Here is a 17321-nt window from a genome sequence, read left to right as displayed (position 1 = left end):
CATCATACTAGATATCGTAATAACTAATCTAAACTATTATTATAAATTATTAATAGATTACCAAGAGGGTGGCTAATGCTTTTTATAATTTTACCTCTACAACAAACATTAGCACATGGTATGTAATTTTATGCGGTACATTCTTATCAAAGAACCATTGCAGCTATCCATCCGAAAATAAGCAAAGGTATATTAAAGTGTAAAAAAGTTGGAACGACTGTTTCCCAAATATGATCATGTTGTCCGTCAACATTTAAACCAGAGGTTGGTCCTAACGTTGAATCTGAAGCAGGAGAACCAGCATCTCCTAAAGCACCAGCTGTACCTACAAGTGCAGCCGTTGCCATAATCGAGAAGTTAAGTTCTAAACATAAAGGTACAAATAGAGTTGCTATGATCGGTACCGTTGAAAATGAGCTCCCAATACCCATTGTAATCATTAGACCCACTAATAAAATTAACGCAGCAGCTAACGGTTGATTGCCTTCTATAATTGAGGCCGCGCTTTTTACTAAACTATTTACATCGCCTGTTGCTTCAATAACTGATGAAAAACCATTAGCCGAAATCATAATAAAGCCAATCATTGCCATCATAGCAACACCTTTACTAAAGACATCGCTATTTTGTTCCCACTTAACAACACCCAATAAGCTAAAGACCGTAACACCAACTAAGCCACCTAATATCATAGACTCACTTATAGTCTGGGCAATTAAGGATGTTATTACAGCGGCAAAGCCAACAATTAAAACTTTTTTTGGTTTTTCTACTCGGACTTTTACAGCATCAACTTGAGTGTTATCTTGCGTATAATCTCGTTTTTTACGATAGCTAAAAAACACCGCGATAATTAACCCTATAACCATTCCGCAAGCTGGGATAACCATGGCAATAGGCACTTGAGTAGTGATAATATCTAGGCCGTTTTTCTCTAAGTTTTTGTGTAATATTTTATAGAGGTACATTCCTCCAAAACCATAGGGTATGACCATATATGAAGTAGCTAAACCAAATGTCATCACACAAGCGATAGCTCTGCGGTCCAATCTTAATTTGTTGAAAACAACGAGTAATGGTGGGATCAGAATTGGTATAAAGGCGATATGAACAGGGATAATATTTTGTGATGAAATACCACAAAGCAAAATAATCCCGAGAATTAAATAACTTAATGAGGTTTCAGCCCAATTAGAGCTATTTTCTACTTTCTCTAATAACTTTGCAGCTAAAATACGGGTTAAGCCCGATTTAGAGATTGCGACTGCAAATGCCCCCAACATGGCATAACTTAAGGCTATTTCAGCACCGCCTGAAAGCCCAGCGTTAAATGCATCAATCGTTTCTGACAAGCTAAGACCAGCAACTAAACCTGCAACCATGGCACTTAATGTCATCGCGACAATTACATTTACTCGCGCAAGTGTAAGCCCAAGCATTGATATTACACCAATCAAAACTGCATTCATGACGATTTCTTTGTATTTGTTGTTCTTTTAATTAATTTTACCAGAGATTTACTGTGATTTTTACGTTCTTCGGTAAATATTTTTTCTTGATAACGAATATCGCTATAAAGCTTAGCAAATTTATCAAAATAAGGTTTAGCATCAGGAATAGAATTTCCTGCTTGCTTACAAAACTGTAGTGGTGTAATTGATTCAGAAAATTTAAAGCCTTGTTTTTCTACGTGTGCTTTTATAATTAAGTAATCATTTCCTAGAGTATGTAATTGGCTTTTGGGCTTCTTTGACCACTTTAAATGAATAAAGTAACTTGCAAATACCCCTGCAACACATAAAAGCACAACAACTGATATCTTCCAGAGATCTTTATTACCAAACAATGCTTTTAGCATTGATGACTGTTGCTGTTTATCAAATCCTAATACCCAGCTTGTCCATTGATAATCTAGGTTTTCAAGCTTTAACCGTATCCAGTTTATTGCCGCGACATTGCTCAGCCTTAATAAGCCAAAGTTAAGGTTATTATTAAATTCATTATTTAATTGTTGATGTTCAGATAAAGAACCGTTTAATCTTTCAGGTGATACGACAGCTGTAGCATCAAAAATCTTCCAACCTTTTTTTTCAATATAAACTTCAACCCACGCATGCGCATCGTATTGGTAGACGCTTAAATAGCCATCTTGCTGGTTATACTCACCCCCTAAATACCCCGAAACAACACGGGCAGGGATGCCAACAGAACGAAACATAAATGCTGCGCTGCTTGCATAATGGCCACAAAAACCGCGTTTATTATCAAATAAAAATTGGTCAATGGTGTTTTCTCCCAACATAGGTTCAGGTGATAACGTATAACTAAAACCATTGTTAGCAAAATGCTTAAATAAAGCATCATAAAACTGCTCTGGTTTAGAGTTTGATTTATAAATAGACGCAGCTAAGCGCTGTGCTTGTGGGTTATTTGTTTTTAAATTTATTTTTAGGTTTTCTGAACGTTCGGTTTCTGTAAGCTTCGAACTGTTCAACGGTTGGCTTTGTACTTGATAACTAATACTATTACTTAAATAACGCTGACGTAGTAATAAACCTTGCGCGGTATTTTTAATATCTTTGTGATTAGACTTAGCAAGCCCTAAGCCAAATAACCAAGGTTTGGCTGCCGGCTCAGCATATATTTGATAACTTACCCCTTTATTTTGTACCTGACTTTGCTCGTCAACATCCACTGAATGCCAACTTTTCTGACGCTTTTTTAAAAAGTCCGATATTACCCAAGTGCGACCATTAAATTCATCATGAATGAGTGCACGCCAATAATAAGGAGGCTTTAGTGGTGTTTGCGTAAGTTTAGCCCTAAATACCAACTCATCTGAATTTGATAATTTAGCAATAGCAAACGGATCGACTGATTCGGATAAACCCGTTTTAGCTAGCTTCGGTCCAGGCAACTGCCAAAACGCTGGCAATTTCGGTAAAAATAGTAATAAAAAAACTGCAATAGGCAGCGAAAGTAATAATAATTTTACACTTTGTTTTGAAGCAAACTGAAGGCTTTTCCCTGATTCTATTAATGCTAATACAGCAAAATTTAAAAAATATAATACACTTATAACAAGTGTGGTTATGATGGTTTGTGAGAATAAATAAACGGTAGAAAGACTAAAAAAACTTAGTAAAGTAATAGTTTGGTAATGCTTTTTGGTTGTCGCTTGTAATAGTTTAAACAAACTCGACAGGATTAACATTGCTACAAATAGTGTTACGGTATCGCTAAACCCAACAAAGTAAAACAGTATTAATAAACTAACACCGGCTAAGCAATTAGCCAGTAATGGCGATGGCTTATTTTTATTAAAATGGGTTATCAATAAGTTCCAACTACACAGCAACGCTAGTAACACGCTAAATATAATGGGTAATTCACTTACTAAAAAGCAAAGTACAAAAGCATATATAATACAAAGGCAAACATTAATAGTGCCTAAGTTATTTATAGATTTATGCGTTGTTTGCATCAAGCGACTCTGTAGTTTTATTAAAGCGACTAATTGCTTTTAGACAATCAGTGTAATGTTGATCCATAGTCAAATCATCATTGGGGGCAGAAAAGTAGGTGTCTGCAAGCACTAAACTAAATCGACTTTTTTGTTCACGTCCTTCGCTAATAAGAAAGCTAAGTTGGCTGAGCCTTGATTCAGTATCCCCTTGGAGTTGATTAAAGTCATAAAGCGTGGATTGTTCATTCAAATTAATAAACTCCTTGATCATTAGTTGCTGTGTTTTAGCGTAATGTTTCCAAGACACCCGGTTAATATTCATGCCTGTTTGATGTACTTTTAAAGAGTCAAACTCATCAATACCATTGGTTTGTTCATACGTGCCAACTGATGCAGAGCGAGCGTCGCTCGTTGAGCCTGGTAAATGTTGTGGCTTTAATTTTTTTGGGTAAACATAAAATGATTCACTCAATTGCATGTAACTCCAAACGGATACTAAACCAAACGGGTACAGGCTTAGCACTTTAAGTAGAGTCGGTTTGTACTCTCCGCGCTTACTGATTGGCAGAGGTAGTTGTAAAACTTTAGGTTCAGTGGTTATTTCATCAATAGTCGCTACTGTTATATTATCGTATATAAATGAAAACGCTTGACTTGATGAGGCTGCTTTTAGCTGTAAGTTCAAAAATGGTGAGGCCGGCGAGTAACTAGCAGAAAAATTTTGGTATTTAACCTGTAATCCTTGTGCATTGCTGTAAGCTGTTAAAAACGAAAAAATCATAACCACTAACATCAAATACGCCATCACTAAAACAAGGTTATTTTGATAGTTAATACCGAGAATGAAATTAAGCAATGTGACGCATAAAAAGCCTAAGCCCGCTTTAGAAGGGAAAATATAGGTAGTATTGTGCTTTAAAATTAGATGTTTTGTGTGGTGGTTGTTTTTTAGTAATAACTCAGTTAAACGTGATTTAACAGCATCAAAAAAAGCAGAGGAGCTAACTATGTTTGTATTCATATATTACAGCGGTACAGTTACTGAGTTTAACAGTTGTGCTATTTGTTGCTCGCGCCCTTCGTGTTGTAGACCTAACCTGTTGTGTTCTGTGACACTTGCAAAAATAGCTTGAACATCTTCAGGTGTCGTAAAATCACGACCCTCTATAAAAGCCCATGCTTGAGATGCTTTCCCTAAAGCAATACTAGCGCGAGGTGATAAAGAGTTTGCATAATGTCCTTCCACTCGAGTTTTAGCAACTAGGGCTAAAATATAATCAACGACCGGCGCTGTAATCATAACGTTTTTAATTTCATTTTGTATATCAACCAATTGAGTCGGGTTGATACGCACGGGTAATTTTTCATAATTACGATCGTTTACACCTAAGATCAACTTTTGCTCAGCTTCTTTGGGTGGGTAGCCCAAACTAATACGCATGAAAAAACGATCTAACTGTGACTCAGGTAATGGGTAAGTTCCTGATTGACTTGATGGGTTTTGTGTAGCGAGAACAAAGAAAGGGCTTGGCAGGGGGTAGATATCGCCATCCATTGTCACTTGGTTTTCTTCCATAGCCTCAAGTAATGCGCTTTGTGTTTTAGGCCCCGCTCGATTTATTTCATCTGCAAGCACAACTTGACTAAATATCGGGCCTTTATGAAAAGTGAATTGGTGATTACTGGCATTAAAAATACTTGAACCTAAAATATCAGCGGGTAATAAATCACTGGTAAATTGCACTCGTTGATACGATAAGCCTAACACTGTCGCTAAAGCATGAGATAGCGTAGTTTTACCCATACCGGGTAAGTCTTCAATTAATAAGTGTCCTTGGCTAAATAAGCAACTAAGAGCTAATTTTATTTGTTTTTGTTTTCCATAAATAACTGTAGATAAATCATCTATTATTGCAGTAATTGTTCGTTGCATATAAGCCTTAAAGACATTGGAATGGGTGGTTAAACAAGTTCAAGCCGTTTCATTACTGTATCAACTTTTTTAGCATTAAATGGTTTAGCTATAAACCCTTTAGCACCTAGCTCCCAGGTGTTTTGTACGTTTTCAAGACTATTATGACCAGAGCACATAACAACATGAATTTTAGGGTAATGATCGTTAATGTATTCTAATATTTCGGTGCCTTCGGTATCTGGCATTTCAATATCTAAAAATATAACGTTAGGTGACTTAGTTTCGATTAGTTTTTTCGCTGACTGAAAGTCGGGGCTTTCAAGAATATTTTCAAACCCGAGCTCGGTTAAAATTTGATTTAAATAATCGCGAATATCTTTAACATCATCAATTATTAAAATAGGTTCTAGCGGGCGCACAAATTCCATATCGTTTACTTCTTATTTCAAACAGCTAAATATGCTTTTAATATTAAGCTAAGCAATAGATAAGCTCAAGAACGTTACTTAAAAATCACTAATAAATAACCTCTTTATTACCCGTTATAAATTTGCAATTTTGTAGGTTGTATTTAAAAGAATGACTTATTTAATATAATTAAGTGAATCCAGTAACTTATTACTCTCTAATTTGTGTGTTAAAAGTTATTACTTAACCTATTGATTCAAAATATATTTACGTGAAAGATTCAACCTTGTAAATTTATTGTAATAAAAAACAATTGACCTTCCAAATTGACTCTGTGATTATGCTCACGAGATGAGCTTATGCCCTTAACTTTGTTTTTGATTGGATTTACGGGTTTTTGCTCGGATCGACTTATCTATACACACTAAATTAATACCAATTTTATCAAGTAAAAATGCGATTTAATAAAGTTGGGATCAACACACCACACAAAATATAGAGTTTATTATGTTTAATGATAAAAAGACTAACTTTGCAATCTCGTTCATAGCACTAGCTATGGCTACATCAACGCCTGCACATGCTGATATCTCTGAGTACCTAGATCGCGTTGAGCTAGATTTCTTGTTAATGCAAAACTTTCAGTCAATTCAGGCAAAAGGAGGCGCATTTCGCCCAGAAGACGAAGAGCAAGAATCTGGATTTGGCCGCATTAGAGCAAATCTTATGCTTAAATTTCATATTAATGAGTTTATTACTGCTGATATAGACATTGCAGAAGAGCCTAATGATTTTGGTGGTGAAGGCCAGGATTTTTCATTCCACAACGATTTTGCTGGTATTGAATTTGACTTACTAGGCCTTTATGGAACACCAAAAGATAATGCAAACTTAACACTGCGTTTAGGTAACATTGGCGGATCACCTTTTCAATTTAAAGGTTTTCAGGACGGCGCAGATAACCAAGGTAATGCACTTATTGGTAATGGTATTACAGATTATTCAACAGCAGAAAATGGTGCCCAGTTAAGTTATAGCGAAACATTAAATAGCGGTGTAGTCCGTGCTTATAATGTAACAGGCCATATTACAACGTCTAGTTTTGGTGAAGCTTTTCAAGATGGTCGCGGTTATAACTACCGACTTCAAGGTACCCTAGAGTTTCAAGGTGGCTTTAAAGCGGGTTTAAACTTATTAAAAGCGAACCAAGGCGATCAATTACGCTTTGAAAATGGGGTAGCTAGTCTTGATGGGGTGACAACAACAAACTATCGCTTTGGCGATGGTGAAAACTATAATTTTTCAGCATCACCTTCAAACGAAAGAGATACCCACGTTGGAGTAATGCCTGGACTTGAGCAATCAATCATTCAGCTGAATTTAGCTTATCAACCATCTGACCAAACGAGCTTAATTTTTATGCTTGGTAAATCATCTGATGATTACACGTTTGCTGATGCTGCTGGTAATGCAGTTGCGGGTATTACATATTTTGGTACAAACGGGATAGCTGACGAAAATGGCACTACTTTTGATTCAAATAGTGTAATTGAAGGTGACACATCAGTAGAGTACTTCGTTTTTGAAGCGCAGCAATATCTAATCCCTAAAAAGTTATACATAGCAGCTCGCTATGCTGAAGCCGAAAACACCTCAGACTTAATTGACCACACAGACAATACAGTAGAGCGCATTCAAGTAGCCACTGGCTACTGGTTTAATGATAAAACGCTTCTAAAAGTTGAGTATGTTAATCAAAAAGAAGGCATTAACTCTGGCGGACAAATCGGTAAAGGGTTTGATGGCTTCACTTCGGAAATCTCAGTTAAATTTTGAATCATTAGTCGAATAGCTATATTTATTAATCCAAAATGGTTACAGTAGCGACCAAAATAGCACCTTTGTAAGCAATTTAAGGGTGCTATTACTCAAGTTATGATTTCATAATACTATGAAACCTCGTTGTTTTTATTAAAAAAAGGTATATTTGTTGTTATATATAAATTTTATATAGCAACACATACAATTAAAATTAAAAATCAGGGTTTACTTATCCTTCTAATTTAAGAGGTTTACGTGATTAAGCTATCAAATACAGAAATTAGGAAGCTCGATGATGCAGCTAGAGCAGGGTGGTTATATTATGTTGGCGGTAACACACAAGATGAAATAGCTAAAAAACTCAATGTTTCTCGCCAGTCAGCACAAAGAATGGTCGCATTATCAGTTAGCCAAAGTTTAATTAAAGTTAGGCTCGATCACCCAATTGCTAAATGTATGGATTTAGCAGAAAAATTAAAAAGCCGTTTTGGCTTAGATTCGTGTGAAGTTGTGCCTAGTGATCCATCTGAACCTTCATCTACTTTAGGTTTGGCACAAGCTGGTGCAGCAGAAATAGAGCGGCACTTAAAATCTGAGCGACCCAAAGTACTTGCTATGGGAACTGGTCGAGTGTTACGTGCGTGTGTAAATGAGCTCAGAATTGTTGATTGTCCACAACATAAAATCGTAGCTATGTTAGGCAATATGGCATTGGACGGATCTGCTTCACCTTATGATGTTGTTGTAAGAATGGCCGGGCACACCAATGCAAAACATTACCCAATGCCATTACCAGTCTTACCAAGAAGTATTGAAGAGAAAGAGCAATTACATGCACAACAAAATATTACCGGGAACTTAAAACTCGCTAGAGATGCAGATGTTACATTTGTTGGTATTGGTAGCTTAGGTGAAAAATCGCCATTACACATAGATGGTTTTATTGATGCACAAGAGCTTAAACAGTTACAAAGTTTGGGTGGCGTAGGTGAAATGATTAGTTGGGTATTTGATAAAAACGGTAATCTTTTAGATTGTAATGTTAATCAACGTGTAGCTAGTACGCCTTTAAAAACAAACGCTAATAAACAGATTTATGCGATAGCTGCTGGCGAAGAAAAAGTGTTAGCCATTTTAGGTGCAGTAAGGTCAAACATGATAAGCGGCTTAATTACTAACGAATATACAGCTGAGCGTTTACTCAGTGTTGATTAACCAAATAACCATAGTGTTTTTTAATAAAGTTTTAAAATTACTTTATGTCCGATACCGTCTATTATATATAGTAATTAATTTAGTGTATATTGTGTATTTAAGTGGTTAATTAATCGATGAATTTGACTTTAATAGCGCAAGCTATATAGTAGCATATGTGTATAGTGTGTATTTAAGAGATGGGATTGACTACAGTAAAAGTTAGAGCAACAATAATAGAAGATAATACTGGTGTAAAAAGCCAAATACCTACCTTACTTACAGAGGAGGGTGAAATAAGTTCAGTAACTGATTACTTGTTATTAATGGAGGCTAATGGTTCAAGTAATTCGTCTATGTTAAGTCTAATCAGGGCTATATCTTTGTTATTAGATTATTTGGAAGCTAATAAATATTTATTTCATGATCCCGCCATACTCTTTCAAACTTTCGCTAAGCGCTTATATACAGGCACTATAGGTGAGGATGGTTTAGATCCTTCAGGCTTATATTGGATACCTACTTCAACAATTAATGTAAATAAACATATCAATAGGCTAACTGCATTTACGGATTGGCAGGCTGACAAAATTGGTAATGTTTCAATGAATCCCCTACGCGATGCTACACCACAGGAATATAGGTTAAATTATGCAGCATGGTTTCGAAAGAATCAAAATGACTACTTGGGACATATTGAAGATAAGATTATTAATAAAACCATTCGAAAAGCAAGGCATATCAAAGGGCGTACATTATTAACACAAGCCGAAGGTGATGCAGTTGCATTTCCAGAGAAATATTGGGAAATGTTTTTTAAGCATGGCTTAGGAGGCTCCACTGACCCTAGAGTAATACTTAGGGATAAATTGGTTTTATTATTAATTCATGGAGGTGGTCTACGCTTAAGTGAAGCACTGACTCTATGGATTACAGATGTATTTGAGGACCCCTATAATCCTGAAATTGCTGTTGTCAGAGTTTATAATGAAGTAGACGGCAAGGCCCCTTATGATTGGAAGTGCCGCTCAGGCACCCAAACCAGACAAGCGTATTTAAAAGAAAACTATGTAAGAATTCCACGTATTAAAATGAAAGGTACTCATTATCTAGGATGGAAAAGTACAGTCGTTGATCATAAAGATAATTATTTACAAGTTCATTGGTTTCCTTCTGATTACGGTAAGGTTTTTATGTCATTATGGACTAGCTATCAGAAGTTTCGTGCTAGTGTAGATTGTTATCATCCTTATGCTTTTATATCTTTTCATCATACAAGTTTGAGTTCTCCTTATACAATTAATGCTTTTAACCATAATTATTCAGTTGGATTAAAAAGAATTGGGTTAAGATCTAACAAATCAGAAGGAATTTGCCCTCATGGACATCGTCATAACTATGGAAGACGCCTTGAGCGAGCAGGGCTAAGTCCACTTATAATACGTCGATGTATGCATCATAAATCGTTAGAGTCTCAAATACCTTATACAGGTAAGAGCCATATGGAGATATCTAAAGAGCTTGAAAGAGCAACGCATCAGCTATCTAACATAGAATCAATTGTTAAACCATTGAATTGGAATGATTTAGTTGAAGTTGGTTTCGAGGATATAGACCCTAATGGTTACTTTACTGGTAAAAATTCTAAATTTAGAGGCTTAAAATGAACATAAAAATTGAAGTGAAAAAAAGAGACAATCGCGCATCAGATACGACTTTCGGTTGGATGTTAAATACATTTGGTCCTGAATGGGAGGACTGGCAAAAATTAGCTTCAGAATGGATGGAAACACAGCAAAGTGGTGTTGGACCTAAACAGGTAGCTCTGACACGTTTTTTTGAAACATACCTCTATAAAAAAGTGCCTTACGCTGTTGATGTCAAACTTTTTTTTAGTGGCTTCAATGGCCATAAATGCTCTACTGAAGAGTTTGAAAAGATAATAAGAAAAACAGTAAATCAGCCTGCAGCGATACAAAAGTCTGTTAATGTACCATGCGATTTTATTGATTATATTATTGAATCTCATTTATCCGAAAAAAATGATAATGGTATTTCTATCCCACTTGTAGCTAACCCTTTCACTAAAATAAAGATAGCCCGTTCTCTCACAGAGACTGTTCGTAATCCTTTACCTTATCGGTATATTCAAGATTTACGTCAGATCATCTGTCCATTACCAAGTAAAATAGAAATGCTAGAGATTTCTAAAACCATAGAGTTAAATGAAGAGTTAAAACCATCTTATCACTACCGAAATTTCAGTGATTGGACTTGGTCCCATGATACACAAAAAAGTGATTGGTACGAAGTCGATGAAGAGGTAATCGATAAATCAGACCCAGATTGTGTGTGGCGTACAAAAAAGAATGGTAAAAAGGAAACGTTTCAAATCTGGTCCCCTGTCAGGCACATGATACTGTTTATTAAACTTCATTTACCTTTGCGTACATATCAAATCCTAAATTCGGATAATAAGTGCAATTTCTCAGATTAGATGGCCAGCTGTTATAATTCGGCCATTTTCTCGCCAAAGGAAATTGCTTTAATGAAATATAAACAGCTGACACAAGAAGAAAGATACCAGATTTACGCGTTAATAAAAGCAGGAAATAACCAAAAGCAGATAGCTGAAGAACTAACTCGTTCACCGTCATCTATTTCTAGAGAGCTAAAACGCAATAAAGGACTTAAAGGCTATCGGCCTAACCAAGCCAATAACTTTGCTGAACAAAGACGTAAGTCATCTTTCAAAGCAAGTAAGTTAACAGAGGACGTCACTCACTGGATTAATAAATTGTTGCATGACGGACTTTCCCCTGAGCAAGTGGCAGGCCGCTTAGCTTTAGAGAAACAGGTCGTTTTACATCATGAAACAATTTATCAATATATTTACAGAGACAAGGCTCGTGGTGGCAAGCTACATAAGACACTCACTCGTGCATGTAAAAAGTATAAAAAACGCTATGGAAGCTATGATAAACGTGGACAGATAGTTAATCGAGTCAGCATTGATGAACGCCCAAGTATTGTGGATTCAAAGTCTAGGATTGGTGATTGGGAGGGCGATACAGTGATAGGTAAAGGGCGTAAAAATGCGCTTGTCACAATGGTTGAACGTAAAACGTTATATACAGTCGTTCACAGAATTGAAAGCAAGCATGCGAAAATAACAGCCGATGCGCTGATCACGTGTATGACACCATATAAAGGTAAGGTTATTACCGTGACGTTAGATAATGGAAAAGAGTTTGCTCACCATGAGCATGTTGCACAAAAATTAGAAGCTGATGTGTATTTCGCTCATCCCTATTCATCATGGGAGCGGGGCATAAATGAGAATACCAACGGCTTACTTAGACGCTTCTTCCCCAAGGGAACTGACTTTATGGCGCTAAGTGAAGCAGAGATACAGGCGGCAGTTGATAAGCTCAACCATCGGCCAAGAAAAACAAGAGGGTATAAAACCCCTCATGAATTATTTACGGGGCAATCAGAAGTTCTGGTGGCTGCATAATGATTGCACTTAATACTTGAATTCAAGAATAAGTATGTTGGATAGTGGCGAAGCTGATACATGGAGATATGAAAATCGACAATGGGTACTTAACGAAAAGCATAGTTTTAAATTAGGGAATGCGAAACGACCATATGGTAAAGGCGTTTTTCGTCGAGTTTATGATTCTGTTTCTGCAGCTTATTCAACAGCTTTATATATAAATACTAATAAATCAGCTGACAATAATAAAGAAGAGCTCGAACGAGGATATACAATTCCTTGGCAGAATGAAGAAGTACTATATTGGTTAGAAAAATTGCGCAGTTGGCAGGAAAAATACAATCCTATCGAAAGCCCTACAGACTGTACTACTTTAAAAAATAAACATACAGCAGATCAGAAAAAATCTGAAGCTCAGTTAAGAAGTATGGGCGATATTTCCTTTCTTTTTCGCGACGCTTCTGCAGCAGGTACCGATAAGTTTAAACCTACTTATTACAAAGCTATCAACCGGTTATGGTATCAATTATTACTTAAATTGGAATGCAACCTAGAATTAAATGGAGATACACTAGATAATGGAGAAAAATTAAAGTTAGTCCACGAATGCTCTCTTGGTACATCTTTGGCTTCAATGACTAGTACTTACTTTCCGCTCCATAGCTTACGTGTTTCTTTAATTACGGCATACACAATGGATACACAGCTACCCATTGCTGTTATATCAAAAATGCTGGCTGGCCACAGCAGATTACTGATGACAATTTACTACAATAAAATCACTCCCTCTGTGTTTGCACATAAAATGGGGGAGGCAGAACTCCAATTAGAAGAAAAATCTACTCAAAGTGTCAGAAATTTTTTAAAAGATGCTTCTACCGAGCAAATTCAAATGAAAATGGCATACCATAAGGCCGATAGTATCGAAGCGGCATTAGTCAATCGTGCACCTATAGGTTGGGAAGAAAGAGCTACTGGTTTATGTTTAGTTGGCGGTAATACCGTTAAATCTAGTGAATCTAGTTCTCTGGGAGGCTGCTGGAATGGAGGAGAAGAGCTAACTGAAGCAACATATGCCCAAAACCGGATTTATGCTGCTGTATCTCATGGCCCAGAGAACTGCATTAGATGTCGGTGGTTTATAACTGAAGCACGCTACCTTCCAACTCTTAATGCACAATTCAATCAACTCAGCTATAAAGCTCACCAAGCGGCAAACCTATTTATTGAAATCGAAGGTGAATTAGATAACTTAAAAGATGAAAGTTTTTTTGCTGAAGAACAAGGAATTCCTTTTATTAAACATAATGAACTTCAAATTTTACAGCGGAGATATGAAAAGCAAAAAGTTGAAGCAGATGAATATACTAAAGATTGGATGGCCTGCTTTGAACTTATAAACAAAATTATTCGAGTAGAAGAAACACGCAAAGATGATGAAAAACAGGATAAATTAATTGCTGTTGGCGATGAAAGAGATATTACTAAGGCACTGAAATTTATAGAAACAAAATCAGAGTTATTGCACTTATCACTACTCTGCGAGGATGCTGAGTTTTACCCTGATCTCAAAGATGAGCTTCGCAAAACACCAGCAATACAGAAGCGCACAATGCAATTAAGCCGGGTGCTTATGAAAAGTGGTTTCAAGCCAATTTTTATGGAAATGGACGACAATCAACAGTTAATAGCAGTAAATGCGATGATGAGAAAAATGGCTAAAATTGCTGATCCTGATGATAAAATGGAAGGTTATAGAAAAGTAGCAAATCATATTGAAGCTGAAGAATACCTTGTAAACAATAAACTTTTGTCTGCCGGTATATCTGCTATCAATAATAATGCTATAAATTTAGAAAAATTAACCTTGCCTTTGAGTTTGGAGAGCTAATGAATATTAATATCGACGTTATTCTAGCTGATTTAAAGGATGGAAAGGCAACTAGAACACAAAAAAATTTAGAAAAATTAAATGAAATTATGAGTAATTATTCAGCTTTAGGTAATTGTAACTTTTCAATAACACAGATAGGTCATTACTCCAAGTTAAATGGTGGTCCAGGATATGAAGCTTTGAGAGCGACAAGAAACGACCACTATCGTGTACTTATTGAAGCATGGGCTGAGAAGAGCAAAGATAGAGTTCAAAGAGCTAATAACAAAGTCAAACCAAACAGCAAACTCCCATCCGATAATATTTTACTGCAGCGTATTACAGACCCTGCAGTAAGAGCTTTGTTTGGACAAATCATAGCCGAGAGAAACAGGTACAGAAAAGAGGTTAACTTACTCAAACAACATGCAAATATTGTGATAGACAGACGGCCAATCAAACAATCAAATGAATCTTATACTTTAGAATCATCGTTGATAAGCAACTTAACAGAATCTGAAAGAAAAACACTAAATTATGCTATATCTGAAGAATGTATGGAAAATAATGACTGGTATTCAACCCCAGCAGGGCAAATAAAATGTAAAGATAGTAACATTGAAGTACTGCCTCGTGGTTTTATTACAGGTTTAACAAAACTGCTTGGTGTAAAAGTAGAATAATTTATAGCTTTAATTTAACTTACTAGTTGTCTTTCATAAATCTAAGCAGGTGTAATACCTGCTCTACAAAGTAGCTTGATATTTTAGCTCATTACAAACACCTCTATTACCCGCTCTCTAAATCCGCCAAAGGTCTGTAAAAAACTTGCTTCTTGAGGTTCAATTTTTAGCTGATTTGATTCATTTAAGCCCCACGAAAATAATAAATCATCAATTTCAGCAATCGGCTGACTATCGGGCCTAGTGGAGCTTGTCTTTTTATGAGTCTCTGTTCCAAAATATTCATTCGCTATGGCGTTATTTCTTATCAGTACGCAAGTGTCAGGTAGCTCTTGGTCAATTCTATTTGCAAAAGTGCTTAGTGTTTCTTCGGCTAGGGTGAATAGCCAAGCTTCTTGGTTGGGGGAATTGTTTACTCTTAATATGCGTCCAAGCACCTGCCTAAAATAAAGCTCGGTTTTAACTCTGCTTAAATGGCAGCATACCTGTAGTCTTGGTATGTCAGTACCTTCCGACACCATGCCAACGCTTACAATCCATTGCGTGTTGCTAAAGCGAAAATGACTGATTCTATCGCCAGCATCGCTTTCTTTGTAAGTAACTATGGTTGCTGATTGATGAAAAAGGTCAGTTAGTACAGTCACTATTTGCTCTGCATGTTCAACAGAAGAGGTCACAATTAGCCCTGCTGCATTGCTGTTTTGCAGCCTAATAGTGGCGAGCTTACTTACTCCTTGAGCAACAATGTAATTGATTACAGCCTCGTGCTTAATTAGATCTTGGTAGGAAATCGATGGATCTTTTAGCAAAGACTTTAATGAGTTATAGGTTTTAGTTTCCTGTTTCGTGGTTGTTACCGAAATTTCTTCATTATCAATTAAAACAATTTTAGGGTTACGGCAAACTCCATCAGTTACGGCCTGTTGCAGTGAGTAAGTGTAATTACACTGAATTCTATTATCTGGGTCGCTATAAGTCGCCAGCGCAATAGGGAGAAGGTCAGAGCGCCAAGGTGTGCCTGTTAAAGCTAACGTGAAAGCAGCTTGCTGTTGAATGTTTTTAACAATACCTTGCCCCCATACATTAGCATCCTCAATGCTTGAACCAGCGCAATGGTGTATTTCATCAAACACCACTAACACGCGGTTGTTCTTTAATAGCTTCCAGTAGTCGTCACTAAAAAAGCGCATGTTTTGATAAGTATACGAGCAACCAACTGAGCCAATAACACCGTCAAAATTACAATTTAAACGTTTAGCAAACGTCTTTCTAATGCCATTTGCAACCTCACTAGAGGGTGAAAAACAAATCACAAAGTCTATTTGCTTTGTATCAAATAAGTAAGCTGTAACTTCTGCCGCCAACACGCTTTTACCAGCCCCAGGTGTAGCTAAACAAAAAAAGTGTTTATGGTTTTGAGAGTAATGTTTTTTAACTGCCGATAAGCAGGCTGTTTGCCAAGCCCTTAACATGGCTGTTTTTCTGTTATTTTATTACCCAGTAAAGTCTGCAAAGCATTTATTTTGCCAAGTAATTTAATCGATTTTTCCTTAGCTTGAGTGTGATGCAGCTGCAATTGTTCATGTAGTTTTGGGTAACGCGCAGTAAGGCGTTTATACTCTTTTGCTTCTTCAAGTACTGTATTTAAATCAATTTCGTATGTTAGTAAGTCTTTTTTAAGTTCTTCTTGGTACTCAGTAATTTCAAGATTTTCAGCTGTGGCGTTAGTAGAGTTATTATTAATATCAATGCTTTTTGCTCTACTTCCTCTTGAGTTTGGCACCATTTCTAAATTAAAAAACAGCTCCGTTTTTGAATAGATAACTTCTTTAACTCCATTGTTTAATTTATTGGTTCGCTTTAATAGTCCTTTTTCAACATTACGAGTTAATTGACGGTATATAAACTTTCGGGTTTCCACCGCATCAGTAAACGCAGATTGTTCATGTAATAAAGCGTCTTTAGCTTCTGTTACAGTGAAGTTATCCATCTGTTTGATTACCAAAAGAAAATGTAAAAATACATTCATATTCGCTTTCTTACTCATTGCTAAACTTTACCACTCACCATAAACTTAGGATTACTAAGTATACATGCTCATGTAAAAACTAGACAATCATTTAAATGTAAGAGTTACCAAGATGAAGCAACGGTGCAGGTTAAATCCTTTTTTACAGAGCGTCTTAAAGAGGCTCGAAAGCGAATGAAAATAAGCCAAAAAGAGTTAGGTATTAAAATGGGGATGGACCCAAGCTCTGCCAGTGGCAGAATGAACCATTACGAAACAGGTCGTCATATGCCCGATCTTGCAACACTCAAAAATCTAGCGACCGAGCTAAATGTTCCCGTAAATTATTTTTTTTGTGAGTCAGAAGAAAGCGCAACACTGGCGTGTTTAATCGAAAAGCTTGATGACGAAGGTAAGCGTAAGCTCATTCAATTATTAGAATTAAAACAGTAAA

Annotated in this window: 15 protein-coding genes; 8 read left to right on the top strand and 7 right to left on the bottom strand. The window is 36.4% G+C overall.

The genetic code is table 11. The features are described from left to right. Positions 1-146 precede the first annotated feature (146 nt). Genes ACT3S9_RS07520 through ACT3S9_RS07500 form a run of 5 tightly spaced genes read right to left on the bottom strand, consistent with a single transcriptional unit; the run spans position 147 to position 5809 of the window. Positions 147-1469, bottom strand: coding sequence for a Na+/H+ antiporter family protein (locus ACT3S9_RS07520; RefSeq protein WP_441834754.1), 1323 nt, complete (start codon positions 1467-1469; stop codon positions 147-149). Further along, positions 1466-3484: a transglutaminase family protein gene (locus tag ACT3S9_RS07515; RefSeq protein WP_441993578.1), complete on the bottom strand. Its 2019-nt coding sequence runs from the start codon at positions 3482-3484 to the stop codon at positions 1466-1468. Before ACT3S9_RS07515 ends, ACT3S9_RS07520 begins: the two co-directional genes overlap by 4 nt. Next, positions 3468-4487: a DUF58 domain-containing protein gene (locus tag ACT3S9_RS07510; RefSeq protein WP_441836422.1), complete on the bottom strand. Its 1020-nt coding sequence runs from the start codon at positions 4485-4487 to the stop codon at positions 3468-3470. The genes ACT3S9_RS07515 and ACT3S9_RS07510 overlap by 17 nt, the downstream gene beginning before the upstream one ends. A gap of 3 nt (positions 4488-4490) precedes the next feature. Then, positions 4491-5399: an AAA family ATPase gene (locus ACT3S9_RS07505; protein ID WP_444750865.1), complete on the bottom strand. Its 909-nt coding sequence runs from the start codon at positions 5397-5399 to the stop codon at positions 4491-4493. 29 nt (positions 5400-5428) lie between these two features. After that, positions 5429-5809, bottom strand: a complete 381-nt coding sequence (locus tag ACT3S9_RS07500; protein WP_441836424.1) for a response regulator — start codon at positions 5807-5809, stop codon at positions 5429-5431. 487 nt (positions 5810-6296) lie between these two features. Here ACT3S9_RS07500 and ACT3S9_RS07495 point away from each other — a divergent pair, with 487 nt between their 5' ends. The 7 genes from ACT3S9_RS07495 to gmtX all read left to right on the top strand — a co-directional run bounded on the left by ACT3S9_RS07495 (position 6297) and on the right by gmtX (position 14859). Beyond that, positions 6297-7625 (top strand): hypothetical protein, encoded by a 1329-nt coding sequence (locus ACT3S9_RS07495; RefSeq protein WP_441836425.1) that lies wholly within the window; start codon positions 6297-6299, stop codon positions 7623-7625. 240 nt (positions 7626-7865) lie between these two features. Further along, positions 7866-8825: a sugar-binding transcriptional regulator gene (locus ACT3S9_RS07490; protein WP_441836426.1), complete on the top strand. Its 960-nt coding sequence runs from the start codon at positions 7866-7868 to the stop codon at positions 8823-8825. Positions 8826-9010: 185 nt separating this feature from the next. Next, the gene (gmtY, locus tag ACT3S9_RS07485) at positions 9011-10471 is read left to right on the top strand and encodes a gamma-mobile-trio recombinase GmtY (protein ID WP_443488005.1); all 1461 of its coding nucleotides are present in this window, start codon (positions 9011-9013) and stop codon (positions 10469-10471) included. Beyond that, a complete protein-coding gene (locus ACT3S9_RS07480; RefSeq protein ID WP_444750864.1) occupies positions 10468-11301 on the top strand; it encodes a VPA1269 family protein in 834 nt (277 codons plus the stop codon). The genes gmtY and ACT3S9_RS07480 overlap by 4 nt, the downstream gene beginning before the upstream one ends. A 51-nt stretch (positions 11302-11352) precedes the next feature. Further along, positions 11353-12321, top strand: a complete 969-nt coding sequence (locus ACT3S9_RS07475; RefSeq protein WP_086959932.1) for an IS30 family transposase — start codon at positions 11353-11355, stop codon at positions 12319-12321. A gap of 34 nt (positions 12322-12355) precedes the next feature. After that, the gene (gene gmtZ, locus ACT3S9_RS07470; protein WP_444750863.1) at positions 12356-14194 is read left to right on the top strand and encodes a gamma-mobile-trio integrase GmtZ; all 1839 of its coding nucleotides are present in this window, start codon (positions 12356-12358) and stop codon (positions 14192-14194) included. After that, complete coding sequence (gmtX, locus tag ACT3S9_RS07465; protein ID WP_443489614.1) at positions 14194-14859, top strand: gamma-mobile-trio protein GmtX; 666 nt, start codon at positions 14194-14196, stop codon at positions 14857-14859. Before gmtZ ends, gmtX begins: the two co-directional genes overlap by 1 nt. Before the next feature lie 83 nt (positions 14860-14942). Here the strand turns inward: gmtX and ACT3S9_RS07460 are convergent, their stop codons facing one another. Together ACT3S9_RS07460 and ACT3S9_RS07455 are read right to left on the bottom strand one after the other, a co-directional pair. Next, entirely contained in the window at positions 14943-16331 is a 1389-nt protein-coding gene (locus tag ACT3S9_RS07460) for a DEAD/DEAH box helicase (protein WP_444750862.1), read from the bottom strand. Further along, complete coding sequence (locus ACT3S9_RS07455) at positions 16325-16906, bottom strand: hypothetical protein (protein ID WP_444750861.1); 582 nt, start codon at positions 16904-16906, stop codon at positions 16325-16327. Before ACT3S9_RS07455 ends, ACT3S9_RS07460 begins: the two co-directional genes overlap by 7 nt. Positions 16907-17011: 105 nt before the next feature. On the opposite strand from ACT3S9_RS07455, the gene ACT3S9_RS07450 reads away from it, so the two are divergent. Continuing rightward, positions 17012-17320, top strand: coding sequence for a helix-turn-helix domain-containing protein (locus ACT3S9_RS07450; protein ID WP_350585549.1), 309 nt, complete (start codon positions 17012-17014; stop codon positions 17318-17320). The last annotated feature ends 1 nt before the right edge of the window (position 17321 follow it).

Origin of the sequence: Pseudoalteromonas sp. AOP31-A2-14, assembly GCF_052378035.1 — a bacterium.
GTDB lineage: Bacteria > Pseudomonadota > Gammaproteobacteria > Enterobacterales > Alteromonadaceae > Pseudoalteromonas.
The sequence above is the reverse complement of the archived record's forward strand: the minus strand, read 5'-3'. Positions and strand labels throughout refer to the sequence as shown.